The 24,087-nt window shown below is 60.1% G+C and carries 26 protein-coding genes and 1 other RNA gene; 16 read left to right on the top strand and 11 right to left on the bottom strand.

What is annotated here, in order from left to right:
* Positions 1 to 86 precede the first annotated feature (86 nt).
* From BMY36_RS04225 to BMY36_RS04235, 3 genes are all read right to left on the bottom strand, one after another.
* Complete coding sequence (locus tag BMY36_RS04225; protein ID WP_050518453.1) at positions 87 to 737, bottom strand: DUF1194 domain-containing protein; 651 nt, start codon at positions 735 to 737, stop codon at positions 87 to 89.
* A 145-nt stretch (positions 738 to 882) separates the two neighbouring features.
* Positions 883 to 1,239: a transfer-messenger RNA gene (gene ssrA, locus BMY36_RS04230) on the bottom strand.
* Entirely contained in the window at positions 1,232 to 2,092 is an 861-nt protein-coding gene (locus BMY36_RS04235) for an MBL fold metallo-hydrolase (RefSeq protein ID WP_050518452.1), read from the bottom strand. Before BMY36_RS04235 ends, ssrA begins: the two co-directional genes overlap by 8 nt.
* Before the next feature lie 63 nt (positions 2,093 to 2,155).
* On the opposite strand from BMY36_RS04235, the gene BMY36_RS04240 reads away from it, so the two are divergent.
* Positions 2,156 to 3,472: an ATP-binding protein gene (locus tag BMY36_RS04240; RefSeq protein ID WP_050518451.1), complete on the top strand. Its 1,317-nt coding sequence runs from the start codon at positions 2,156 to 2,158 to the stop codon at positions 3,470 to 3,472.
* Here BMY36_RS04240 and BMY36_RS04245 read toward each other — a convergent pair.
* Positions 3,469 to 3,930: a CAP domain-containing protein gene (locus tag BMY36_RS04245; protein WP_050518450.1), complete on the bottom strand. Its 462-nt coding sequence runs from the start codon at positions 3,928 to 3,930 to the stop codon at positions 3,469 to 3,471. The genes BMY36_RS04240 and BMY36_RS04245 overlap by 4 nt on opposite strands.
* A 290-nt stretch (positions 3,931 to 4,220) precedes the next feature.
* Here BMY36_RS04245 and BMY36_RS04250 point away from each other — a divergent pair, with 290 nt between their 5' ends.
* From BMY36_RS04250 to BMY36_RS04265, 4 genes are all read left to right on the top strand, one after another.
* Complete coding sequence (locus tag BMY36_RS04250) at positions 4,221 to 4,853, top strand: ATP-dependent Clp protease proteolytic subunit (protein ID WP_050518449.1); 633 nt, start codon at positions 4,221 to 4,223, stop codon at positions 4,851 to 4,853.
* Positions 4,854 to 4,946: 93 nt separating this feature from the next.
* Positions 4,947 to 6,212 (top strand): ATP-dependent Clp protease ATP-binding subunit ClpX, encoded by a 1,266-nt coding sequence (gene clpX / locus BMY36_RS04255; RefSeq protein WP_050518448.1) that lies wholly within the window; start codon positions 4,947 to 4,949, stop codon positions 6,210 to 6,212.
* 109 nt (positions 6,213 to 6,321) lie between these two features.
* On the top strand, positions 6,322 to 6,696 hold the full coding sequence (locus tag BMY36_RS04260) for an NADH:ubiquinone oxidoreductase subunit NDUFA12 (RefSeq protein ID WP_050518447.1): 375 nt from the start codon (positions 6,322 to 6,324) through the stop codon (positions 6,694 to 6,696).
* Between the two features lie 6 nt (positions 6,697 to 6,702).
* Entirely contained in the window at positions 6,703 to 7,062 is a 360-nt protein-coding gene (locus BMY36_RS04265) for a DUF2155 domain-containing protein (RefSeq protein ID WP_139193932.1), read from the top strand.
* Here BMY36_RS04265 and aat read toward each other — a convergent pair.
* The 3 genes from aat to accB are packed head-to-tail and all read right to left on the bottom strand — an operon-like array spanning position 7,026 to position 9,543.
* A complete protein-coding gene (gene aat / locus BMY36_RS04270; RefSeq protein WP_050518446.1) occupies positions 7,026 to 7,667 on the bottom strand; it encodes a leucyl/phenylalanyl-tRNA--protein transferase in 642 nt (213 codons plus the stop codon). The two genes, BMY36_RS04265 and aat, sit on opposite strands and share 37 nt — an antisense overlap.
* Before the next feature lie 33 nt (positions 7,668 to 7,700).
* The gene (accC, locus tag BMY36_RS04275; protein ID WP_050518445.1) at positions 7,701 to 9,053 is read right to left on the bottom strand and encodes an acetyl-CoA carboxylase biotin carboxylase subunit; all 1,353 of its coding nucleotides are present in this window, start codon (positions 9,051 to 9,053) and stop codon (positions 7,701 to 7,703) included.
* Between the two features lie 10 nt (positions 9,054 to 9,063).
* Positions 9,064 to 9,543, bottom strand: a complete 480-nt coding sequence (gene accB, locus BMY36_RS04280) for an acetyl-CoA carboxylase biotin carboxyl carrier protein (RefSeq protein WP_050518444.1) — start codon at positions 9,541 to 9,543, stop codon at positions 9,064 to 9,066.
* 217 nt (positions 9,544 to 9,760) lie between these two features.
* Here accB and BMY36_RS04285 point away from each other — a divergent pair, with 217 nt between their 5' ends.
* From BMY36_RS04285 to preA, 3 genes are all read left to right on the top strand, one after another.
* Positions 9,761 to 11,071, top strand: a complete 1,311-nt coding sequence (locus BMY36_RS04285) for an NAD(P)-dependent oxidoreductase (protein WP_050518493.1) — start codon at positions 9,761 to 9,763, stop codon at positions 11,069 to 11,071.
* Between the two features lie 66 nt (positions 11,072 to 11,137).
* Complete coding sequence (locus BMY36_RS04290) at positions 11,138 to 11,668, top strand: DedA family protein (RefSeq protein ID WP_050518443.1); 531 nt, start codon at positions 11,138 to 11,140, stop codon at positions 11,666 to 11,668.
* Positions 11,669 to 11,755: 87 nt separating this feature from the next.
* A complete protein-coding gene (gene preA, locus BMY36_RS04295) occupies positions 11,756 to 13,054 on the top strand; it encodes an NAD-dependent dihydropyrimidine dehydrogenase subunit PreA (RefSeq protein WP_050518442.1) in 1,299 nt (432 codons plus the stop codon).
* Between the two features lies 1 nt (position 13,055).
* Here the strand turns inward: preA and BMY36_RS04300 are convergent, their stop codons facing one another.
* The 4 genes from BMY36_RS04300 to BMY36_RS04315 form a co-directional block, all read right to left on the bottom strand.
* Complete coding sequence (locus BMY36_RS04300) at positions 13,056 to 13,349, bottom strand: hypothetical protein (protein ID WP_050518441.1); 294 nt, start codon at positions 13,347 to 13,349, stop codon at positions 13,056 to 13,058.
* An 87-nt stretch (positions 13,350 to 13,436) separates the two neighbouring features.
* A complete protein-coding gene (locus tag BMY36_RS04305; RefSeq protein ID WP_050518440.1) occupies positions 13,437 to 14,051 on the bottom strand; it encodes a TetR family transcriptional regulator C-terminal domain-containing protein in 615 nt (204 codons plus the stop codon).
* Between the two features lie 295 nt (positions 14,052 to 14,346).
* Complete coding sequence (locus BMY36_RS04310) at positions 14,347 to 14,811, bottom strand: heme-degrading domain-containing protein (protein ID WP_050518439.1); 465 nt, start codon at positions 14,809 to 14,811, stop codon at positions 14,347 to 14,349.
* Positions 14,812 to 14,832: 21 nt separating this feature from the next.
* Positions 14,833 to 15,480 (bottom strand): TetR/AcrR family transcriptional regulator, encoded by a 648-nt coding sequence (locus BMY36_RS04315; RefSeq protein WP_050518438.1) that lies wholly within the window; start codon positions 15,478 to 15,480, stop codon positions 14,833 to 14,835.
* Between the two features lie 113 nt (positions 15,481 to 15,593).
* Between BMY36_RS04315 and BMY36_RS04320 the strand changes: the two genes are divergently transcribed.
* From BMY36_RS04320 to BMY36_RS04355, 8 genes are all read left to right on the top strand, one after another.
* Positions 15,594 to 16,844 carry a Zn-dependent hydrolase gene (locus BMY36_RS04320; RefSeq protein WP_050518437.1) on the top strand — a complete coding sequence of 417 codons (1,251 nt, stop codon included), beginning with the start codon at positions 15,594 to 15,596 and terminating at the stop codon, positions 16,842 to 16,844.
* Between the two features lie 99 nt (positions 16,845 to 16,943).
* The gene (hydA, locus tag BMY36_RS04325) at positions 16,944 to 18,395 is read left to right on the top strand and encodes a dihydropyrimidinase (RefSeq protein ID WP_050518436.1); all 1,452 of its coding nucleotides are present in this window, start codon (positions 16,944 to 16,946) and stop codon (positions 18,393 to 18,395) included.
* A gap of 137 nt (positions 18,396 to 18,532) precedes the next feature.
* Positions 18,533 to 18,973, top strand: a complete 441-nt coding sequence (locus tag BMY36_RS04330; RefSeq protein ID WP_139193933.1) for a hypothetical protein — start codon at positions 18,533 to 18,535, stop codon at positions 18,971 to 18,973.
* Positions 18,970 to 19,755 carry an ABC transporter ATP-binding protein gene (locus BMY36_RS04335; protein ID WP_050518434.1) on the top strand — a complete coding sequence of 262 codons (786 nt, stop codon included), beginning with the start codon at positions 18,970 to 18,972 and terminating at the stop codon, positions 19,753 to 19,755. The genes BMY36_RS04330 and BMY36_RS04335 overlap by 4 nt, the downstream gene beginning before the upstream one ends.
* A gap of 51 nt (positions 19,756 to 19,806) precedes the next feature.
* Positions 19,807 to 20,700 carry an ABC transporter permease gene (locus BMY36_RS04340; protein ID WP_050518492.1) on the top strand — a complete coding sequence of 298 codons (894 nt, stop codon included), beginning with the start codon at positions 19,807 to 19,809 and terminating at the stop codon, positions 20,698 to 20,700.
* Positions 20,701 to 20,702: 2 nt separating this feature from the next.
* Positions 20,703 to 21,581: an ABC transporter permease gene (locus BMY36_RS04345; protein ID WP_197086026.1), complete on the top strand. Its 879-nt coding sequence runs from the start codon at positions 20,703 to 20,705 to the stop codon at positions 21,579 to 21,581.
* Between the two features lie 24 nt (positions 21,582 to 21,605).
* A complete protein-coding gene (locus BMY36_RS04350) occupies positions 21,606 to 22,589 on the top strand; it encodes an ABC transporter substrate-binding protein (RefSeq protein ID WP_050518433.1) in 984 nt (327 codons plus the stop codon).
* 175 nt (positions 22,590 to 22,764) lie between these two features.
* Positions 22,765 to 24,060, top strand: coding sequence for a short-chain fatty acyl-CoA regulator family protein (locus BMY36_RS04355; RefSeq protein WP_050518432.1), 1,296 nt, complete (start codon positions 22,765 to 22,767; stop codon positions 24,058 to 24,060).
* Positions 24,061 to 24,087: the final 27 nt, after the last annotated feature.

Raw genomic sequence — 24,087 nt, forward strand, 5'->3', positions numbered from 1 at the left:
GCGTGAAAGGAAGGGGGGAGGTTTGGAGGTTTGGCGGGGGCTGGGCGGGTGCCGGGAATTTGGGGCGAGAATGTGGGACGGGGGGGTTAGCCTGTCGGTTTTATCAATTCGCGCAGGATTTTGGCGCGCAGGGTGCGGGGGTAATCATCAAGCCCGCGTGCGGTCATCACGAAGGCGTCGCGGGTGATGACCCAGTTTTTGTAAAAGCTGGTGGTGGGGGCGGAGAGGCCCATATCCTCAATCGCGATGGCGTTGATTTGGACGCCTTGGGTGGTGGCTGCGGTGCGGGCGCGGGCGACGTTGGTGCCGGCATTTTCGGGGCCGTCGCCGGAAATGTCGATGATATGGCGTTTGCAATCAGACACTTGGGCGAATTGTTGCAACGCGTAGGTGACGGCGTCGCCCACCGCCGTATCGGAGCCGTCAAAGGCGCGGGGCAGAGTTTGGGCGGTGGTGGCAAAGCGGTTGAGCGCGTCCGGCGACAGTATGCGTTGCCACGGCATCACCATGGATTGGCGGTTTGTGCCGGACCATTGCATGACCGACAGCGCGACTTGATCGCGGATCAGGATTTCGGCGATTTCAGGGTCGCGCAGAGCATCGTGCAAGCCGCTGATTTGAAGCATGTATTCGCCGCGATCAATAGAGCCTGACACGTCGATGGCCAGCAGGAGTGCGGTTTCGCAAGCTTGCGCGGGGGCGGCGAGGAGGAGGGTGAGGGGGAGGATGTGGCGCATGATGGGAGTGTGGCGTGGGATTTGCGTTTGCGCAAGCGGGGTGATGGGTGGGGCGGGGCGGGGGCCGCGACAGGGGATTGTGGCGCGGGTATTTTGGGCGTGATGGGGGTGGGCGTGCGTTTGTCGGGGGGGTATCGGGGGAGGAAGTGGAGGATTCTGTTGCCAGGCTCCTCCGGGCCCCGCCTTACGCTGCTAGGCGCAAGGGCTTAGTTTTCGATAGTTCCGGTCGCTTACGCGGCCATCGCCATCGGAGCACGGTTGTCATTTGCAACTGTACGTTTCGGACCGATAACGGTGGTACCTCACCGAGCAAAAGCTGGCCTCTTTAGACGTTCGTCGATCCTATTTCGACCCCGAACCCCCGAAATGAGCGGGTGGAATGGTGGAGTCGCCGGGTACCGCCCCCGGGTCCGAGCCGTTTATTACAGGTGCGTTTATCACCATAGTCCGAGCGAACCCGAACAAGGGCAATATAGGGGCGGGGAACGGGGAGTTCAAGCCAATGTATAGGTGGCGTTTAAGGCGAGGGTGGGGTGGGCGGTGGTGCGGTTTTGCGCGGTGAGATCAATGAGATGGGCAAGGATGTTGCGCGCCGCCGCAGGGTGCAGGGTTTTGGGGGTGTCGGCGTACAGGTTTGCGGTGAGGTCCGGGATGGTTTTGGGGCCGCAAGCGAGGGCGTCTAGGATGGACGCCGCGCGCTGTTCGCGGTGGTGCAGGGTTTGGGTGAGGCGGGTGTGCGGGTCTGTGATGGGGGCGCCGTGGCCTGCGTGAAACAGAACCCAGTCTTGGGTGGCGAGGTGGCGGGTGGCGGCCATGTAGGCGGCCATATCACCATCGGGGGGCGAGATGAGCGACGACGACCAGCCCATGATGTGATCGCCTGTGAACAGCGTTTGCCCAAGGGCAAGGCACAGGTGATTGCTGAGGTGGCCGGGGGTGTGAATGGCGCGCAAGGCCCAATCGTTGTGGGATAGGGTTTCGTTATCTTGGAGGGGGATGTCGGGGGTGAAAGCGTGATCGACCCCTTCGCCACCCGCGATCAGGCCTTGGGTTGCCAGCGCGGTCATGGCCGGGCTGCGGCCTGCGGTGGCGGGGCCAAACGCGTGAGTTTTGATGTGAAGAGCCTGCGCCATGATCGGGGCGAGGGGGGAGTGGTCGGTGTGCGCGTGGGTGACGAGGATATGGGTGATGCGTTCGCCGGGATTTAAGGCGGCCATGATCGCGCGCGCATGGGCGGGGATGTTTGGGCCGGGGTCGATCAGGGCCAGATCGCCCGTGCCGACAAGGTAGCTGTTGGTGCCATGCAACGTCATGGGGGACGGATTGGGCGCAAGGATGCAGCGGATTTGGGGCATGGGCGTTGGATCCGGGCGCAAAAGGGGCTTTTGGTTTGGGCGGGCTGCGCGTAACCTTAGTGCATGTTTGGCAAGGTGAAAAACATTTTCCCCCGGGGGCTTTATGGGCGGGCGGCGTCGATCTTGATCGTGCCGATTGTCACGATTCAACTGGTCGTGTCGGTGGCGTTTATTCAGCGCCACTTTGAAGGGGTGACGCGGCAAATGACGATGGGCGTTGCCACGGAGCTGGCGTATTTGCTGGCCCAGTGGGAAGGGGCGGACGCCAGTGCCGCGCAGGGGCGGCTGCGTGAGATTGCAAGCGGTTTGGGCATGGCCGTGACGGTGCCCGCGCCTGTGACTGACGGCGCGGATTTGCGCGAGCTGTTGGATTTGTCGGGCGCGGAGGTGATTGCCAATTTGCGCGCGGCGGTGCCGGGGATTGCGCATGTGGCGCTGCTGTCATCGCCGCAGCGGGTGGAGATGACGATTGATACTGCGCGCGGCCCGATTTTGGTTGTGGTGAACCGCAGCCGGGTTTCGGCGTCGAACCCGCATCAGTTGCTGGTGCTGATGATCTTAACCTCGATCTTTATGACCCTGATTGCCTATGGTTTTTTGCGAAATCAGTTGCGGCCAATCACGTTGTTGTCGGATGCGGCCACGGCGTTTGGCAAAGGGCAGCATGTGGCGTATCGCCCGCGCGGCGCGTTGGAAGTACGGGCGGCGGGCAAGGCGTTTTTGGACATGCGCGCGCGGATTGAACGCCAGATTGAGCAGCGCACGATGATGCTGTCGGGCATCAGCCACGATTTGCGCACGCCGCTGACGCGGCTGCGGTTGGGGCTGTCGTTGTTGCCCGAAGATGAGGAGACGGCGGCGTTGCTGGGCGATGTGGGCGACATGCAGCGATTGATCGACGAATTCCTGTCCTTTGCGCGCGGCGATGCGATGGAGGAGGCGGAGGTGGTGAATCCGCGCGAATTGGTGGGGCGGATTGTGGACAATGCAGCGCGGGCGGGATCGCCTGTGACCTTGGGGCGGATTGCGGTGGCGGCAGAGGTGATGATGCGCCCGGCAGCGGTGACGCGAGCGTTGGAAAATCTGATTGGCAATGCGGCGCGGTTTGGCACTTGTGTGCGCGTGTCGGCGCTGCAAACCGGGCGGAATTTGCGCGTGATGGTGGAGGATGATGGCCCCGGTATTGCGCCCGATCAGCGTGAGGAGGCGATGATGCCCTTTGCGCGGCTGGATGCGGCGCGCGACCCGAATAAGGGCGGCGGTGTGGGCTTGGGTTTGGCGATTGCGCAGGACGTGGCGCGCAGCCATGGCGGGCGGTTGATTTTGTCGCGCAGTGAGGATTTGGGCGGGTTGAAGGCTGAATTTATGATTGCCTGTTAGGGTTTAGGGCTGCCGCCGACCATCACCCAATAAAGTTTTTGATCGGCCCCCAGCGCCACGCCCAACCCGATTTCAGTGATTTTGGGCGACAGCATATTGGCGCGGTGGCCTGTGGAATTATACCACCAATCGGCCGGATCGCTGCGGGTGAATTGCCCCACATTTTCATTGGCGCTGCGAAAGGCATAGCCTGCGGCTTTCAATCGGCGCACCAGATCGGAGCCATTGGTGCCCACATGCGACAAGTGGCCCGCGGTGGCCATGTCGCAAGCGTGACCTTGGGCCGTGTTGGCCAAGGTTGGGTTGATTTGCAGCGGTTCAAGGTCTGCGGCAGCGCGGTAGCCGTTCACCTTATCGGCGGCCTGTTGGAGGAGGGCCGCACTTTGGGTGGGGGGCGTGCAAGCGGCGTGGGCGGTGGTGGCAAGGCCGATGGACAGGATTAGGGCGAGGGGGCGCATATGACGGCTCCGGGTTGGAGGTGAAATTTAGGGTAGCGTTTGGGGCAGGGGCTGCCAAGGGGCCCTTTACCATTGCCCGGTGCGCGTTAAATGTTTGCTAACGATGATGTGACATCACGGGGGGCGGCGATTTTTGGCATGACCTTGGGGTTTTGCCGGGGGGCGCCTTGGGTGAATAACAGAATGGTTAAAGGGAAAATGCCTGATGCCCTTGCAGGAGGCGGCACGCGCAACTAAGACTTGGGCAATCGTTTGGCGATTACGCTTACACCATAAACAGGCAGGCACAGATGCAAGATCCAGTTGACCACTATATGAACACCCTCGTTCCCATGGTTGTGGAACAAACCAGCCGGGGCGAACGCGCCTATGACATCTTTAGCCGGATGTTGAAGGAGCGGATTATTTTCCTGTCCGGCCCCGTGCATGACGGCATGTCGAGCCTGATTTGCGCGCAATTGTTGTTTTTGGAGGCGGAGAATCCGTCGAAGGAAATTTCCATGTATATCAACAGCCCAGGGGGTGTTGTGACATCCGGTCTGTCGATTTACGACACGATGCAATATATCAAGCCCAAGGTTTCGACGCTTGTTATTGGCCAAGCGGCGTCGATGGGGTCGCTGTTGTTGACGGCGGGGCAAAAGGGGATGCGGTTTTCGCTGCCCAACAGCCGCGTTATGGTTCATCAGCCATCGGGCGGATACCAAGGCCAAGCGACCGATATCATGATCCACGCGCGCGAGACTGAGAAGTTGAAGCGCCGGTTGAATGAGATTTATGTGCGCCACACCGGCAATGATTACGACACGGTAGAGGCGGGGCTGGAGCGCGACAACTTTATGTCGGCGGAAGATGCCAAGGCTTGGGGGTTGATCGACGAAATCGTGGCCGACCGTGGCAAGGCGGAGCCGGAGGCGAAGTAATTTCGCATTGTGAAGGGGTGGGGCATGTCCTAGACTTGGCCCACCAGCTTTGAAAATACGGGCATTTCTGACGATGCGGGGCAAAGGACCATAATGGCGACGAATTCAGGCAGCGACAGCAAAAACACGCTCTATTGCTCGTTTTGTGGCAAAAGCCAGCACGAAGTGCGCAAACTTATCGCGGGGCCGACCGTGTTCATCTGTGATGAATGTGTGGAGCTTTGCATGGATATTATCCGCGAGGAAACAAAATCCTCGGGGCTGAAATCAAGCGAAGGGGTGCCGACACCGCGCGATATTGCGAAGGTTTTGGACGATTATGTGATTGGGCAAGAACATGCCAAGCGGGTTCTCGCCGTGGCGGTGCATAACCATTACAAGCGGCTGAACCATTCGTCGAAATCCGATATTGAATTGGCGAAATCCAACATTTTGCTGATTGGCCCGACGGGTTGCGGCAAAACGTTGCTGGCACAAACGCTGGCGCGGATTTTGGATGTGCCGTTCACGATGGCGGATGCGACCACGCTGACGGAGGCGGGTTATGTCGGCGAAGATGTGGAAAACATCATCCTGAAGCTGTTGCAAGCGTCCGAGTATAATGTGGAGCGTGCGCAGCGCGGCATCGTGTATATCGACGAAGTTGATAAAATTACGCGCAAATCGGACAACCCGTCGATCACCCGCGATGTGTCGGGCGAAGGCGTGCAGCAAGCGCTGTTGAAGATTATGGAAGGCACCGTGGCATCTGTGCCGCCGCAAGGGGGGCGCAAGCACCCGCAGCAAGAGTTTTTGCAAGTCGATACCACGAATATTCTGTTCATCTGTGGTGGGGCGTTTGCGGGGCTGGAAAAGATCATCGCGCAGCGCAACAAGGGGTCGGGCATCGGGTTTGGTGCGGATGTAAAGGACCCTGATGCGCGCGGCGTGGGTGAGATGTTCCAAGAGTTGGAGCCGGAAGATCTGTTGAAATTCGGGTTGATCCCGGAATTTGTTGGGCGTTTGCCGGTGCTCGCGACCTTGACCGATCTGGATGAGGCCGCGCTGATTACCATTTTGACCGAACCGAAGAACGCGCTGGTCAAGCAATATCAGCGGTTGTTTGATATTGAAGGCACGCAACTGACGTTCACCAGTGATGCGCTGATTGCGATTGCGAAACGGGCGATCAAGCGGAAAACGGGGGCGCGGGGGTTGCGGTCGATCATGGAGGATATCTTGCTGGATACCATGTTCGAATTGCCCGGCCTGACGGATGTGCAAGAGGTTGTGGTCAATGAGGAAGCGGTGAATTCCGGCGCGAAACCCTTGTTGGTGCATACCGATCGCAAGAAAAAAGAGCCTGCGAGCGCGGGCTGAGGCACTGGTATGGGGAAGGGGCGGGCTTTGGCCCGCCTTTTCTTTTTATGCGATGGACCTATCCCGCGCTTTGCGGCATATGTCGACAAACGAACCCGGAGGCCCGCTTATGTATTTCCTCAAACGCTTGCTGACTTGGTGGAACAGCCAAACCATCAGCACCCAGATTTTCACTTGGCGCAAAGGCGTTAAGGTGGGCGAGGATGCGCAGGGCAATATTTTTTACCGGACCAGTGACGGCAAGCGGCGCTGGGTGATTTACAATGGTGAAATGGAAGCGACGCGGGTGACGCCGGAATGGCACGGCTGGCTGCATTTCACTTGGGATGAGCCGCCGACAGAAATGCCGATGGTGCGCAAAGCGTGGGAAAAACCACATTTGGAAAACCTGACGGGGACGGATGCCGCCTATGCGCCGACCGGGTCCATTCGGCGCGCGCAACCTGTGGCGCGGGCCGATTATGAGGCGTGGACGCCGGAATAAGCGCAGATGATCCGTATTCTTTCCTTTGTTTTGATGGCGGTTGTGGCCGCCCCTGTGCATGCCGAAACGGCGGTGCAGGCCAAAGGTGGCGTGGTGCGCTGGCTGGATAAGGTTTCGGGCGAGACGGGGGATTTGGAACTGTCGCGCGGACAATCGGCGCAAAACGGGCGGCTGACCATTCAGTTGGATGATTGCCGGTATCCGGTGGACGGCACCCCGACGGAGGCCTATGCGCATTTGACGGTTTTGGACCGGTTGATGGAAACGCCCGCGTTTACGGGGTGGATGATGGCCACCAGCCCGGCGCTGTCGGCGATGGACCATTCGCGTTATGACGTTTGGGTGCTGCGCTGTCTGACGGAGTGAGGCGTGGGCGCGTAGCCGGGCGGGTTGAAGGTGGCGGTTTGCGCCAAGGCCGCGTTGAGGCGCTGGTGATACTGATTTCTTGACACCTCAACCGCGCCAAGCGATGCCAGATGCGGTGTTAGAAATTGCGTATCGAACAGCGTAAACGCACCCGCGCGCAGACGGTGGACCAAATAGGCGAGCGCGATTTTTGACGCGTCGGTTTTGGTTGAAAACATGCTTTCCCCGAAAAACGCGGCGCCCAAGGTGACGCCGTAGACGCCGCCGACCAGATCGGGGCCATCCCACACCTCTAAACTTTGCGCGAAACCGGTTTTGTGCAGAGTTTGATAAAGGGCGTAGATTTCGGCATTGATCCACGTTTCCTCGCGGTTGGCGCAGGCGGTGACGACCGCAGAAAAATCGTAATTTGTTCGAATTATGCAAGTATTTTGCGCAATTTGGCGGGATAGGCTGCGAGAAATGTGGAAATTGTCCAAGTCGAAAACGCCGCGTTTGCGGGGATCGACCCAATGCAGGTCGGTTGCATCGCGGCTTTGCGCCATGGGAAACACGCCGGACGCATAGGCGGAGAGCAAAAGCTGGGGGGTGATTTTATCCGTCATATGAAAAGGGGGGCTGCGTGCCCCCCGGTCCCGTTATTTCGGCGCAAACTGCGTTTCCAGCCATTTTTCCAACCAGTGGATGTTGTAATCGCCCGATTGCACATCGGGTTCGGCGAGGAGGGCATGGAACAAGGGCACCGTGGTGTCGATGCCATCGATGATCAACTCACCCAAAGCGCGCTTTAGGCGGGCCAGCGCCTCGGGGCGGTCGCGGCCGTGGACGATCAGCTTGCCGATCAAGCTGTCGTAGTAAGGCGGGATGGAATAGCCGCCGTAGATCGCAGAATCCATGCGCACGCCCAGACCACCGGGCGCATGAAACGTGCGCACTTTGCCGGGGCAGGGTAAGAAGTTGGGCAGTTTTTCGGCGTTGATCCGCACCTCAATCGCGTGGCCGTTGATTTCCAGCTCGTCTTGGGTGAAGGACATGCCCATGCCTGCGGCGACGCGGATTTGTTCGCGCACAAGGTCGACGCCGAAAATGGCTTCGGTCACGGGATGTTCAACTTGCAGGCGGGTGTTCATTTCGATGAAGAAAAACTCGCCATTTTCATAGAGGAATTCGACGGTGCCTGCGCCGATATAGTTGATCTTGGCGACCGCATCGGCGCAGATTTTGCCGATTTTGGCGCGCAATTCGGGGGAGATTGCAGGGCCTGGAGCCTCCTCAAACACCTTTTGGTGGCGGCGTTGAAGCGAGCAGTCGCGTTCACCCAGATGCACGGCGTTGCCTTTGCCATCACCAAACACTTGGATTTCGATGTGGCGCGGAGTTTGCAGGTATTTTTCGATATAAACTTCATCATTGCCAAAGGCGTTTTTCGCCTCAGACCGCGCGGTGCGGAAAGCGATTTCGAGTTCGGCTTGGTTTTTCGCCACTTTCATGCCGCGACCGCCGCCGCCTGCGGTGGCTTTGATGATGATGGGGAAACCGATAGCCTCGGCCACGCCAATCGCATCCTCATAACTCGCCACGCCGCCTTCGGAGCCCGGAACAACGGGAATACCCAGCGCCTTGGCGGTTTCTTTGGCGGTGATTTTATCACCCATAATGCGGATATGTTCGGCGGATGGACCGATGAAGGTGAGGCCGTGATCCTGCAACGCCTGCGCGAACGCCTCATTTTCCGACAAAAACCCATAGCCGGGGTGGACCGCTTGGGCGCCGGTGATTTCGCAGGCGGAAATGATCGCGGCTTTGTTCAGATAGCTGTCGGTGGAGGAGGCCGGGCCGATGCAGATGGATTCGTCGGCCATGCGGACGTGCATCGCGTCACTGTCGGCGGTGGAGTGGACGGCGACCGAGGCGATCCCCATTTCGCGGCAGGCGCGAATGACGCGAAGGGCGATTTCGCCGCGATTGGCGATTAGGATCTTGTCAAACATTGGTTGCCCCTTATTCGATGATCATCAAGGGCGCGCCGTATTCAACCGGGCTGCCATCTTCAAACAAGATGCGTTTGACGGTGCCGGCGCGGGGGGCGGGGATGTGGTTCATGGTTTTCATCGCTTCGATGATCAGCACGGTTTGTCCTTCGGTCACGGTCGCGCCGATGGTCACAAACGGGGTCGCCCCCGGTTCGGCCGCGCCATAAGCGGTGCCAACCATGGGCGAGGTCAGTGCGCCGGGGTGCAAGGCCGGATCTTCGGCGACGGCAGTGGCGGCTGTAGGCGCTGCGTGCTGCATTTGCGGGGCGGCCATCATTTGCGGGGCGGCCATGGTGACGACGGTGGCCTGTTTGACCACGCGGACATCCAAGCTGTCATCCTCGGCGTAGTCGCGCTTGACCGAGAGTTCGGTCAGGTCGTTGGTGTTCAGAATTTCGGCTAGCGCCTTGATAAAGGCGACGTCGGCGTCAGTGGAATGTTTGCTCATAAACCGTCCTCGGTTGGCGTTTTCGGGGCTTTGGCACGGCGTTTTGCGGCCTGCCCCTATTGATGTGGGGGGGTTATACGCCAGCGGCGCGCGTGTGAAAAGCACGAGTTGCGGGTTGGATGCGTTTGTTGCCAGTCAAAATTTACCATTTGATAAAATAAATGACCTGTGGCAGCCTTTTCAAATCAGCAAAACGATGGGGAAAGGGCCGAAATCCATGTCCAACAATCCGCTTACGCCCGGAATCGCGGCGCAGCGCTTGCCTGCCGCAGCTTATGCCCAAAATTTTGGCGATCTGGAGCCGGTTTTGGACCGCCATGAGGCGCATGTGGCGGCGGACCGCTGTTATTTTTGCCATGATGCGCCGTGTATTACGGCCTGCCCGACCTCGATTGATATTCCCTTGTTCATCCGGCAAATTGCGACCGGCACGCCGGAGGCTGCGGCGCGCACGATTTGGGACCAGAACATTTTGGGCGGCATGTGCGCGCGGGTTTGCCCGACGGAGCAGCTGTGTGAGGAGGCTTGTGTGCGCGAGGCGGCTGAGGGCAAGCCGGTGGAAATTGGGCGGTTGCAGCGGTTTGCGACCGACCGGGTGATGGATAAGGGCGTGCATCCTTACAGCCGCGCGCCGCTTTCGGGCAAGCGGGTGGCCGTGGTGGGGGCGGGGCCTGCGGGGCTGGCCTGTGCGCATCGTTTGGCGATGCATGGGCATGATGTGGTGGTTTTGGACCGTGCGCCAAAGGCGGGAGGGCTGAACGAATACGGGATTGCGACCTATAAAACCCCCGATAATTTTGCGGCGCGCGAGGTGGCGTGGCTGTTGCAAATTGGCGGGATTGAAGTGCGGTGCGGCGTGAAATTGGGGCGCGATGTGTCGTTGGACGCGTTGCGCGCGGACTATGATGCGGTGTTTTTGGGCATAGGCCTGGGCGGTGTGAACGCGCTGCGCGTGGCGGGTGAGGATTTGCCGGGCGTGCGTGATGCTGTTGAATTTATTGCAGAGTTGCGGCAAGTGGCCGATAAGGCCGCGCTGCCTGTGGGGCGCGATGTGGTGGTGATTGGCGGCGGCATGACGGCGGTGGACGCGGCCGTGCAGTCGCGATTGCTGGGCGCGCAAAACGTCACGATTGTGTATCGGCGCGGGCAAGACCGGATGAGTGCGAGCGCGCATGAGCAAGACCATGCCACGCAAACCGGGGTGCGGATTATTTGCAACGCGGCCCCTGTGGCGGTGTTGGGCACTGCGGCCGTGGAGGGGGTGGAGTTCGCCTATACCCATGACGGGCCGGACGGGTTGGTGATGGGCGAACGGTTTGTTTTGAAGGCCGATCAAGTGTTCAAAGCGATTGGGCAAGCGTTGATTGCGCCCGAAGGGTTGCGCGGGGCGAAGTTGGATGCGGCGCCTATGGCCGGGGTTTGGACGGGCGGCGATTGTGCGGTGGGCGGTGCCGATTTGACCGTAACGGCCGTGGCCGAGGGGCGCGATGCGGCGGAGGCGATCCACGCCGCATTGGGGTTGAAATGACCGGGTTTGCCCCTTTTCTTGGCTTAGTGCGCAGCTTAGATGTAAGCCGCAACCAAGCGGGGATTTATGGAGACGACCGGGCTGATCGCGTTTTTGACGGAGCATCAAACGGCGGTGCCGTTTATTGCGGCAGCGCTGGCGGCGGTGGAGACGATTGCATTTTTGTCGATATTCGTGCCGTCGACAGCGCTGTTGATGGCGGTGGGGGCGGCGTCCAGCACGGGGGCGTTTTCGCTGGGGCCGATCTGGGTCGGGGCGACGATTGGGGCGCTGATCGGGTCCAGTTTCAGCTATTGGTTGGGCTGGGCGTTCGGGGCGCGGATGCTGGCGGCGTGGCCGTTGCGCGACCATGTCGATGCCGTGGCGCGGACGAAAGCGCTGTTTGCACGCTGGGGCGGGTTGGCGATTGTGGCGGGGCATTTCATTGGGCCACTGCGCCCTGTGGTGTTTTTATTCGCGGGATTGTCGCGGATGCGGTTTTGGGCGTTTATGGCGTTCAACGTGGCGGGCGCGGCAAGCTGGGCCTATTTGATCCCGAAATCCGGGGCGGTGGGTGGCGATATTTTGGGCTGGCTGTGGCGCGCTTTGGGGTTTTGACCCGGCGCGCAGTAATGTGGAATTTCAATTTAATTACAGTGGGTTCTGAAGGGTTCTTCAGCGCGCGCTTTAAGATGGGGGCATGACATGGCGGACCTGACCACAGATTTTATTGGCATCAAATCACCCAACCCGTTCTGGCTGGCATCGGCGCCGCCGACGGATAAGGAATACAACGTGCGCCGCGCGTTCAAGGCGGGTTGGGGCGGTGTTGTGTGGAAAACGCTGGGGTCTGAGGGGCCGCCGGTGGTGAATGTGAACGGGCCGCGGTACGGTGCGATTTGGGGGGCGGACCGTCGGTTGTTGGGGTTGAACAACATCGAGTTGATCACGGACCGGCCGCTGGAGGTGAACCTGCGCGAGATCAAGGCGGTCAAGCGGGACTGGAAGGACCGGGCGATGATTATATCCCTGATGGTGCCGTGTGATGAGGCGTCATGGAAGGATATTTTGCACCGGATCGAGGATACGGAAGCCGACGGGGTTGAGCTGAACTTTGGCTGTCCGCATGGGATGGCGGAGCGGGGGATGGGCAGCGCCGTGGGGCAAGTCCCCGAGTATATTGAGATGGTGACGCGCTGGGTGAAATCGCACAGCCGAATGCCGTGTATTGTGAAACTGACACCGAATATATCGGACATTCGCCTGCCTGCGGAGGCGGCAAGACGCGGTGGTGCGGATGCGGTGAGTTTGATCAACACAATCAATTCCATCACCTCGGTCAATTTGGACAGCTTTTCGCCTGAGCCGATGATTGATGGCAAAGGTACGCATGGCGGGTATTGCGGGCCAGCGGTGAAGCCGATTGCGCTGAATATGGTGGCGGAAATTGCGCGGGGGGCGGCGACGCAGGGCCTGCCGATTTCGGGGATTGGTGGGGTGACGACCTGGCGCGATGCGGCGGAGTTTATGGCGCTGGGGGCTGGGAATGTGCAAGTTTGCACAGCCGTCATGACCTATGGGTTCAAGATTGTGGAGGAGATGATTTCCGGCCTGTCGCAGTATTTAGACGAAAAAGGGATGCAATCGACCGCTGAATTGGTGGGTCGTGCGGTGCCGAATGTGACGGATTGGCAGTATTTGAACCTGAATTATGTGACTAAAGCGCGGATTGACCAGGATGCCTGCATTGGCTGTGGGCGCTGTTATGCCGCGTGTGAGGATACCAGCCACCAAGCGATTTCGATGAGCGTGGACCGCGTGTTTGAGGTGATGGACGACGAATGTGTTGCCTGTAACCTGTGCGTGAATGTCTGCCCGGTGGAGGATTGCATCACGATGGAAGTGCTGCCCCAAGGGGCGGTGGACGAGCGCACGGGCAAGGTGGTAGACGGGTTTGCCAATTGGACCACGCACCCCAACAACCCTAGCGTGGCGGCGGAATAGGTTAGGGCTGCGGGCCGCGCGGGGCGATGTGGCCATAGGTGACAGCGGCGGCCTGTTTGGCGATTTGCATGGCCAAGCTGAGGGCGGCGGTTGAGGCGGGCGGTTGGGCCAGAAGTGCCTGAATGATCGCGGTTTTTTCGCGGGGTTCAAACGCTGTTTCGGCGGCGGCCCGCGCTTCATCCACGCTGAGGGGGGCGGGGAGGAGGGTGGTTTCTGCACGCGAGGTGGGCGGTTTTTGCACCTCTGCCTGCGGGAGGGCGGCGGTTACGGGGCGTGTGGTGGTTGGAAAGTCCATTGCCTGATTCCTGACGCGATGAGGCCCCCGCCTAAGGTTACCTTAACCGATTTTGGCGTGGATTTCGCGGGCCTAGTGCAGCGAATTTTAGGTATCGCTGACCTGCAGCAATTTGCGAAACAGCGTTTCGAGGTAATCGCCCGCCACGGGAAAGGCGTCATGGTCAGGGCCAAGGAGCGCGCGGATTTGGCAGTCGAAATCGGCGTAATGCTGGGTCAGTGACCAGATGGAGAAAAGGAGATGCACGGGGGGCAGGCGCGCGATTTTGCCTTGATCCATCCATGTTTGTAAAACGGCGGTTTTTTCAATCACCAGTGTTTTCAGATCCCCTTCGATCGCTGGGCGCATATGGGGCGCGCCTTGCAGGATTTCATTGGCAAAAAGGCGGCTTTGACGGGGAAAATCGCGGCTGAAGTTCAGCTTGGCGCGGACGTAGCCCATGATTTGGGTCAGTGGGTCGCCGTTCGGGTCCATCGCGCGCAACGGGTCGAGCCACGTGTCGAGGAGTTGGCTGAGGAGGGCTGTGTGAACCGCCTCTTTTGACGGGAAATAATAAAGGAGGTTGGGTTTGGACAGGCCCGCCACATCGGCGATTTGATCCAAGGTAGCACCACGAAAGCCTGCGGCGGAGAACACGTCGAGCGCGGCATCGAGGATGGTTTCAGAGTTTTTGGCTTGGATGCGGGTTTGCGGGCGGCGCATGGCATGGTCCTGCGTGGGGGCCGGAACGGCCCGGTCGCAACGCCGATGGTTAGCCCGTCTTTTGGATTTGGTCAAACCCTTAGCGCGGGTTTTTGGGACTGCCGCGCGCCAAGGGTTTGGTTTTGATGATTAATTGACTGTCATCGCGATGAGGTATGGCACGGCCACGATCATGCCGACGATGATGGTGAGGCTGCGGGTAAGACCTTTGAACATGAGATATCCTTTGCGAATTGCTATACCTATCACTTAGGCGTGATGGGCGCGCAAACAAGGCGGGGCGGGTGTGTTTTCTTCAGATGGTCGCTGCGTCCGTCAGCCTCCATGCCAGCGCTTTGACCACCAGCGCGTGATCGTCGCGTTGGGGCAGGCCCGACACAGTCACGGCGGCGACAACAAGCCCGTTTTGCAGGCGGATGGGAAAGCTGCCGCCATGATCGGCGTGATGTGCGGGGTCAAGCCCATCATCGGCCAGCGTGCGGCCACTGGCGCGCATCCGTTCGCCCACATGCAGCGATGACAGGTGATAGGTGAGGACGGTCGCCGATTTGCGCCGCGCCCAAAGGTCGTTCAGCGGTGTGGCACCCGGCAGGGCCACATGGAACAGCGTTTGGGTGGGGGTGCGGATGTTGATGACCACAGGCAGCGCATCTTTGCGTGCCATGACCAAAAGGGTTTGACCAAGATCGAGCGCGTCGCTGGCGGTGAACTGTGGCCAGACCAGCGTTTCTTCTTGGGATTTTAGGGTTTCGATGTCCATTCGGCGGCCTTTTGGGTTGGGTTAGGCGGCACGGATGCCGCGCAGGATGATCTGTTTCACGGTATCTTTGGCGGTTTGCCATTCGGCCTTTGACAAAGGTTTGCCGCCGTTCAGGGTTTGCACCTGATGCCCGAAATCGGCGTAATGCTGGGTGGTGGCCCACAGCATGTATAGAAGGTGGCGCGGGCTGATCGGGGCCATTTGGCCCGCATCAATCCATTTTTGGATTACGGCAATCCGCCCATCGGTCCAATCGCGCAGCGTACTTTCCAGATAATCTTGGATAACGGGCGCGCCGTGCATCACCTCGGACGCCCAAACCTTGGAGCCGTTGGGATGGCGGCGCGAGATTTCCATTTTGGCGTCGATATAGCCGCCGATGCCTGTCGCGGGGTCGGGGGCATGGTCAAAGCTGGCAGCGGCATCGAGCCAGATTTCAAAGATGTCTTGGACAACGTGGCGGTAAAGGTCTTCTTTGGTGGCGTAATAATAGTGCAGGTTGGCCTTTGGTAGGCCCGCCAGATCGGCGATCATTTGCATGGTGGCCCCGCCAAATCCTGCCTCGGCAAACACGGTTTGCGCGGCGGTCAGGATGGCGCTTTCGGTTTGGGCCCGTGCGGCCTGCCGGGATTGTGGGCGTTTTTCAGGTTGCGCGGTGGGTGGGGCCATAAAGGGGCGAATTTTCTTGACCGATTGGTCAGCTTGTGTTGCGCTGCTGTTAAATCATAGGGCGGGGTTGCGACTCGCGGCAAGAAATATTTGACGAAATCTGGGGGTGTGGGATGGTGAAACCGGGCGCAAATGTGCGGATTGACAGCGCGCGGCTGTGGGACAGCCTGATGGAGATGGCACAGATTGGCCCCGGCGTGGCGGGCGGCAACAATCGCCAGACATTGACGGATGAGGATGCGGCGGGGCGCGCGCTGTTCCAAGGTTGGTGTGAGGGCGCTGGCATGGTGATGGGTGTCGATACCATGGGCAACATGTTTGCCACGCGGGCGGGGACGGATGCGGACGCGTTGCCCGTGTACATGGGCAGCCATTTGGACACGCAGCCCACGGGCGGAAAATACGACGGGGTGCTGGGCGTTTTGGGCGCGTTGGAGGTGGTGCGGAGCCTGAACGATGCGGGCGTGCAGACGCGGCACCCGATTGTGGTCACAAATTGGACCAATGAGGAGGGCACGCGGTTTGCGCCTGCGATGCTGGCCAGTGGGGTGTTTGCGGGGATGCATTCGCAGGACTACGCTTATGGCCGCGTGGATGCGGCGGGCAAGCGGTTTGGCGATGAATTGGCGCGGATTGGCTGGGTTGGGTCCGAGGCCGTTGGTGCGCGAAAGATGCATGCGATGATTGAGTTGCATATTGAGCAAGGCCCGATTTTGGAAGCCGAAGGGCGGCAAATTGGGGTTGTGACGCATGGCCAAGGGTTGTGGTGGTTGCAGATCACGCTGACGGGCAAGGATGCGCATACCGGCAGCACGCCGATGGGGATGCGGGTGAATGCGGGGTTGGGAATGGCGCGGATTACCGAAGCGGTGCACCGCATTGCGATGAGCCACCAACCGGGGGCCGTGGGGGCGGTGGGGCATGTGGATATGTACCCCAATTCGCGCAACGTGATCCCGGGGCGCGTGGTGTTTACGGTGGATATTCGCACGCCGGATTTGGCCAAGCTGGACGCGATGAAGGCGGAGGTGGAGCGCGCGGCCCATGCGGTTGGCGTTGAGCTGGGCCTTGGGGTGGAGATTGAGGATGTTGGGCATTTTGACCCGGTGACGTTTGATGCGGGGTTGGTGGATGTGGTGCGAAGTGCTGCGAAGCGGTTGGGGTATTCCCATATGGATATCATCTCGGGTGCTGGGCATGATGCGTGTTGGATCAACCGATTGGCGCCGACGGTGATGATTATGTGTCCGTGTGTGGGGGGGCTGTCGCATAACGAGGCGGAGGAGATTAGCCCCGAATGGGCGGCGGCGGGGACGGATGTGATGTTGCACGCGGTGATGGATGTGGCGGGGGTTGTGGGCTGAGGGGTGGCGATTGCTGAACCGCCGGGGGGCTGCGCTGCCCCCCGGACCCCCCGCAGGTATTTTTGCCAAGATGAAATCTGGATTTAGGGAGCGAGAGTGATGAGCACGGTGATTAAGGGCGGCACGATTGTGACCCATGATCTGACCTATGTGGCGGATGTGTTGATTGAGGGCGGGCGGATTGCGGCGATTGGGCCGGGGTTGCGCGGCGATGTGGAGTTGGATGCGACGGGCTGTTTTGTGATGCCGGGCGGGATTGACCCGCATACGCATTTGGAAATGCCGTTTATGGGCACCTATTCGGCGGATAATTTTGAGAGTGGGACGCGTGCGGCGTTGGCGGGGGGGACCACGATGGTGGTGGATTTTGCGCTGCCGTCGCCGGGGCAGGGTTTGCTCGATGCGTTGGAGATGTGGCACAACAAATCGGGGCGGGCCAATTGCGACTATTCTTATCACATGGCGGTGACGTGGTGGGGCGAGAAGGTGTTTGACGATATGGCCGCCGTGGTGGACCGGGGGATTACCAGCTTTAAGCATTTCCTTGCCTATAAAGGCGCGTTGATGGTGAATGACGACGAGTTATTCTCCAGCTTTCAGCGGGTGCGCGATTTGGGCGCGATTGCGATGGTCCATGCTGAGAATGGCGATGTGGTGGCGGAGCTTTCGGCGCGCCTGCTGCGCGAGGGGAATGTGGGGCCGGAGGCGCATGCGTATAGCCGTCCGCCGCAGGTGGAGGGGGAGGCGACGAACCGCGCCATTATGATTGCGGATATGGCGGGCGCGCCTTTGTATGTGGTGCACACGAGTTGTGAGGACAGCCATGAGGCGATTAGGCGCGCGCGGGCGGCGGGCAAGCGGGTGTGGGGGGAGCCGTTGATCCAGCATTTGACGCTGGATGAGAGTGAGTATTTTAACGCCGATTGGGACCATGCAGCGCGGCGCGTGATGTCGCCGCCGTTTCGCAATAAGCAGCATCAGGACAGTTTGTGGGCGGGGTTATCGTCTGGGTCGCTGTCGGTTGTGGCCACCGATCATTGTGCGTTTACCACAGCACAAAAGCGTTCTGGGGTGGGGGATTTCACCAAGATACCGAATGGTACGGGGGGGCTGGAGGACCGGATGCCAATGCTGTGGACGTATGGCGTGGTGACGGGCCGGATTACGATGAATGAGTTTGTGGCGGTGACATCGACCAATGCGGCCAAGATTTTTGGGATGTATCCCAAGAAGGGGGCTGTGGCGGTGGGGTCGGATGCGGATTTGGTGGTGTGGGACCCTATGCGCGAAAAGGTGATTGGGGCGGCCACGCAGCAATCGGCGATTGATTACAATGTGTTTGAGGGCAAGCGCGTGACGGGGTTGCCGCGGTTCACGCTGACGCGGGGGCAGGTGGCGGTGTTTGATGGCGAGGTTCGCACGCAGGAAGGGCATGGAGAATTTGTGGCGCGCGAACCGAATGGGGCGGTGAACCGGGCGCTGTCGACGTTCAAGGAATTGACGGCACCCCGGCCTGTGGTGCGGGCGGGTATTCCGGCGAGTGGGGTTTGATGGGTAAGCATTGCGTCATGCTTGGGGCGGGATTTTGGGCGGGTGCGGCGCAGGCGTGCCCTGTACCCTACGATGCCCCTGTTTGGCACGCCTTTGGTTGTGAGGTTGGTTTGCCAAGTGGGGCGGACTTTGCTGCGATGTCTGACGCGAGTGCCGTGACCGCGGCCTTGGTGCGGCAGGAAGCGATGGTCAGTTTACACTATCAAAGTGACGCCGCGCCGATTGTTGTGGCGATTGACGCGTTGTTGGCAAAAGCAGCGCTGCCAGTGAGATCAAAGGCGGAACGATTGGCGATTGCTGCGATCACCGAAGACAGCGGAGAGCCGGTATTTGACGTTGCGCCTGTTTTGGAGCGAATGGTTTTGGAACGTGGGATGCATATGGTGTATGTTGAGACAGCGACAGATTTCGCCACTTGGGCGATTTGGGGCGGGGATGTTTTCTGTCGATGGAACAGAGTGCGGCTTTCGGAATTTGTGAGTGTTTCGCAGATTACAGCGATCGACGCGCCTGACACTTATTTCGAAAGAACGCTTTGGCCGGATGCGCCGAGAGTATACGCAGGGGTCGCCGGATGAGTGTGGACGCTGTGATTGAGGCCAAGGGGGTTGGGCTGACGTTTCAAACCAGTGACGGGCCGGTACGGGCGTTGACGGAGGTGGATTTGCGGGTTGAGAAGGGGGATTTTGTGTCCTTCATCGGGCCTTCAGGCTGTGGCAAGACCACGTTTTTGCGCTGTCTGGCGGCGTTGGAGACGCCAACGGCGGGAAGTTTGACTGTTAACGGGATGAGTGCGGAGGCAGCAAGGCAAGCGCGGGCCTATGGCTATGTGTTTCAGGCGGCGGGGCTTTATCCTTGGCGGACCATTGGGGGCAATATTCGGTTGCCGTTGGAGATTATGGGGTTTTCCAAGGCCGAGCAGGCGGAGCGGGTGGAGCGGGTTTTGGAGTTGGTGGACCTGAAAGGGTTTGGGCGCAAATATCCGTGGCAGTTGTCGGGCGGGATGCAGCAGCGCGCCAGCATTGCGCGGGCGCTGGCGTTTGATGCGGATATTTTGCTGATGGACGAGCCGTTTGGCGCGCTGGACGAAATTGTGCGCGACCATTTGAATGAGCAGTTGTTAGCCTTGTGGGCGCGCACGCAAAAGACGATTTGTTTTGTTACCCATTCCATCCCCGAGGCGGTGTATTTGAGCACCAAGATTGTGGTGATGAGCCCGCGGCCGGGGCGGATTGCGGATGTGATTGAGAGCCCGCTGCCACGGACGCGACCCTTGGATATTCGTGATAGTCCGGAGTTTATTGCGGTGGCGCACCGGGTGCGGGACGGGCTGCGGGCGGGGCATTCTTATGACGATTAGTGTGTGGCCAGCACAGGTAGGTATTTGGGCCAAGATGAAATTGGGGGCGAGATGAAGCGGGTTGCGCCGGTTTTGGTCGTGGTTGGGTGCATCTTGGCGCTGTGGTACGTCATGGCAGTGGTGATGAACACGCAGTGGGAGCGTGACCAAGCGGGGCGGGCGGGTGTGAGCGTGGGCTGGGCGCAGATTGTGCCTGCGACGATGCGCCAAGAACGGCCTGTTTTGCCTGCGCCGCACCAAGTGGTGGCGGAGTTGTGGCAGTTGACCTGGGTGGAGGAAACGGAGGGGCGGCGGGGGCTGGTTAACTCGGGCAGCCTGTCGAACCGGGGGTTGTTGATCCATGCTTGGGTCACGGTGTCGGCGACCATGCTGGGGTTTGCGATGGGCGCGGGCTTTGGGATTTTTCTGGCGGTGGGGATTGTTTACAACCGGGCGATGGATGCATCTGTGATGCCTTGGGCGATTGCCAGCCAGACCATTCCGATTGTGGCGATTGCGCCGATGATTATTGTGGTTTTGAATTCGGTTGGCGTGGCGGGGTTGCTGCCAAAGGCGATTATCGCGGCGTATTTAAGCTTTTTTCCGGTGGTGGTGGGGATGGTCAAAGGGTTGCGCAGCCCTGATGCGATGCAGTTGGATTTGCTGCGGACGTATAATGCCAGTGCAGGGCAGGGGTTATGGAAGCTGCGGTTTCCGGCGTCGATGCCGTATTTCTTTGCCAGTTTGAAAGTGGGGATTGCGGCCAGTTTGGTGGGCACGATTGTGGCGGAGCTGCCGTTGGGCGGGGCGGGGTTGGGGACGCGGTTGCTTGCGGGGTCGTATTACGGGCAAACCATTCAGATTTGGGCCACGCTGATTGTCGCGGCGATATTGGCGGCGGGGCTGGTGGGGGCGGTTGGGTTTGTGCAGGTCCGCGTGCTGGGCCGGATGGGGATGCGGGCATGAGGATGGCGGCGGTTCTTGGGGTTATAGCGGGGTTTGTGCTGGACTGGCGGTTGGGGCTGTTGCTGGCGGTGTGGTTGGGGGCGTGGTTGGTCAATCATGGGCTGTCGCAGGGCGGCGGCGTTTGGGCGATGCGGCTGGTGCCCGTGATTTTTGGGCTGTGTTTGTTGGTGTTGTGGCAGATGGCGGTGACGTTGTTTGCGGTGCCGAGCGTGATTTTGCCGGGACCGGTGGCGATTACTGTGCGATTTGCCAGCGGCTTGGACATGTTGTGGGGCGATTTTGTGCAAACCTTTGTGAAAGGCGCGCTGTCGGGGTATTTTATCGGCTGTGGGGCGGCGATTTTTGCCGCGATTGCGGTGGATCGGTCGCTGTTTTTGCAGCGGGGATTGTTGCCGGTGGCGAGTTTTCTGGCGGCCTTGCCCGTGGTGGGAATTGCCCCGATTTTGGTGATGTGGTTTGGGTTTGATTGGCAATCGAAGGCAGCGGTGGTTGTGGTGATGGTGTTTTTCCCCGTGCTGGTCAACACGGTGGAGGGGCTGCGCGCGGCGGATGCGATGCAACGCGATTTGATGGCGACCTATTCGGCGAGTTATTGGCAAGGTTTGGTCAAACTGCGGTTGCCTGCGGCGATGCCGTTCATTTTCAATGGGCTGAAGATTGCGACCACGCTTGCGATGATTGGGGCTATTGTTGCTGAATTTTTCGGCAGTCCGACGCAAGGGATGGGATTTCGGATATCCACGGAGGTGGGGCGGCTTGGCCTTGATATGGTTTGGGCGCAGATTGCGGTGGCGGCATTGGCGGGATCGGCGTTTTATGGTGTCGTGGCGATGATAGAAAAAGGGGTGACGTTCTGGCACCCTTCACAACGAGGCCGGTGATCGGTCCAACATGGGAGAGAGCGAATGAAGAAGATTTTGGCGGTTTCGGTTGTGGCGGCACTGCTTGCGCCTGCGGCGCATGCGGCGGATGATGTGACCTTGCAGTTGAAATGGGTCACGCAGGCGCAGTTTGGCGGCTATTACGCGGCGCTGGAAAATGGGTTTTATGAGGAAGAGGGGCTGAACGTCACTATCAAACCCGGCGGGCCGGATGTGGCCCCGGTGCAGGTGTTGATGGGCGGCGGGGCGGATGTGATGGTGGATTGGTTGCCATCAGCACTGGCCGCGCGCGAACAAGGCGCGCCGGTGGTGAACATCGCGCAGCCGTTCAAATCATCGGGCATGATGTTGACCTGTTTGAAAGAAACCGGGATCACCAGTCCGGCCGATTTTAAGGGCAAAACCTTGGGTGTTTGGTTTTTCGGCAATGAATACCCGTTTTTGTCTTGGATGAGCACGTTGGGCATTCCGACCACGGGCGGGGCTGACGGGGTTGAAGTGTTGAAGCAGGGGTTCAACGTGGACCCGTTGTTGCAAAAGCAGGCGGCGTGCATTTCGACCATGACCTATAATGAATATTGGCAAGTGATTGATGCGGGGATTGCCGAGGCGGATTTGGTGACCTTTAAGTATGAAGATCAAGGCGTTGCCACGCTGGAGGACGGGCTTTATGTGCTGGAGGCCAATCTGGCGGACCCGGCGTTTGAGGATAAGATGGTGCGGTTTGTGCGTGCGTCGATGAAAGGCTGGAAATGGGCAGAAGAAAATTCGGACGCCGCGGCGATGATGGTTTTGGACAACGACGAGACCGGCGCGCAGACCGAAAGCCACCAAAAGCGGATGATGGCAGAAGTGGCGAAACTGACGGCTGGATCGAACGGCGCGCTGGATATTGCGGCCTATGACCGGACGGTGGCGACCTTGCTAGCAGGTGGGTCGGACCCGGTGATTTCGAAAACGCCCGAGGGGGCGTATACGACCGCAATCACGGATAAAGCGTTGAAGTAAGGTTTGCGCAGCGATGAGGAGGGGGGCGTGCCGCGAGGTGCGCCCTTTTTCATTTGGAGGCGGCGCTGTGGGGCGGGGCTGGAGAGGTATTTAAGCCAAGCCGAACCGCAATTTTACTTAAATTGTAAATGATAGGAATTTGTGTAAATTTGACGTGAATTGTGGAGGTTGAGCGATGCCATTGACGGGGTTAACGGGCAGCCGGGTCCGCGAGCGGCGGTTGGCGGCGGGCATTGCGCAGGCGGATTTGGCGCGGGCGGTGGGGATTTCGGCATCCTATCTGAATTTGATTGAACACAATCGGCGGCGGATTGGGGGGGCGGTTTTGGACCGATTGGCGGCAGGATTGGGCGTGGCACCTGCGCTGTTGGCCGAAGGGGCCGAGGGGGGGGCAGTACAAGATTTGCGTGCGGCGGCGACCGGGGCTGCGGCGGGGGCCAAGCCGGAAGTGGACCGGATTGACGAGTTTTTGGGTCGGTTTCCGGGCTGGGCCGATGTCTTGGCCGGCCAATACCGCCGGATTGGCGATTTGGAGCGGATGGTGGCGGCGCTGAACGACCGGATTGGGCATGACCCGCATTTGAGCCAAGCGCTGCATGAGGTTCTTTCGGCGGTGAGTTCGGTGCGGTCCACCGCCGCGATCTTGGCCGAGACGGAGGATATTGACCCTGATTGGCGTGCGCGGTTTCATGGCAATTTGCACATGGACAGCGAGCGTTTGGCGGTGGGGGCCGAAGCGTTGGTCGCTTATTTGGACGGGTCCGAGCAAGAGGCCGACACGGGGGGGGCCGCCCCGCAGGAGGAGTTGGAGGGCTGGCTGGCCGCGCATGGCTGGCATTTTGCAGCCCTTGAGGCGGGCGGCGCGGGGGCCGCGTCATTGGCGGGCGAGATTGCGCAACTGGCATCAAAGGCCGCGCGCGATTTGGCAAGCGATTGGGTGCGCCAAGCGGCGGCAGATGCGGCCGCCCTGCCGCTGGCCGCGTTTGAAGCGGCGCGGGCTGAGGCCGCAGACCCGTGGATTTTGGCGCGTAAGTTTGGCTGCGATGTGTTGCAGGTGTTTCGCCGCGTGGCGTTTCGGCCGGGAGCGGTGGAGGGGCTGGTGCTGTGCGATGGGGCGGGCACTTTGTTGATGCGCAAGCCGATTGCGGGGTTTTCGCTGCCGCGCTATGGCGCGGCCTGCCCTTTGTGGCCGCTGTATGCGGCCTTGTCGCGCCCGATGCAGCCTGTGGCCGGGGTGGTGGAGATGCCGGGGTTTTCGCGCGCGCGGTTTCATGTGCAGGCGTTTTGTGGGGTCGATTACCCGGCAGGGTTTGGCGGGCCGGAGGTGCGCGACGCGGCCATGCTGATTGCGCCGCAAGCGCTGGTGGCGGCGGAGCCTGCGCTGGCGGTGGGCACATCTTGCCGGATTTGCCCAAGGGGCGGGTGCCCGGCGCGGCGTGAACGGTCGATTGTGGCTGAAATCGCGTTTTGACAGCGGGCGTGGAAGGCGCGATAGTTA

This window comes from Pseudorhodobacter antarcticus (assembly GCF_900110135.1).
In the GTDB taxonomy this organism is placed as follows: domain Bacteria; phylum Pseudomonadota; class Alphaproteobacteria; order Rhodobacterales; family Rhodobacteraceae; genus Pseudorhodobacter; species Pseudorhodobacter antarcticus.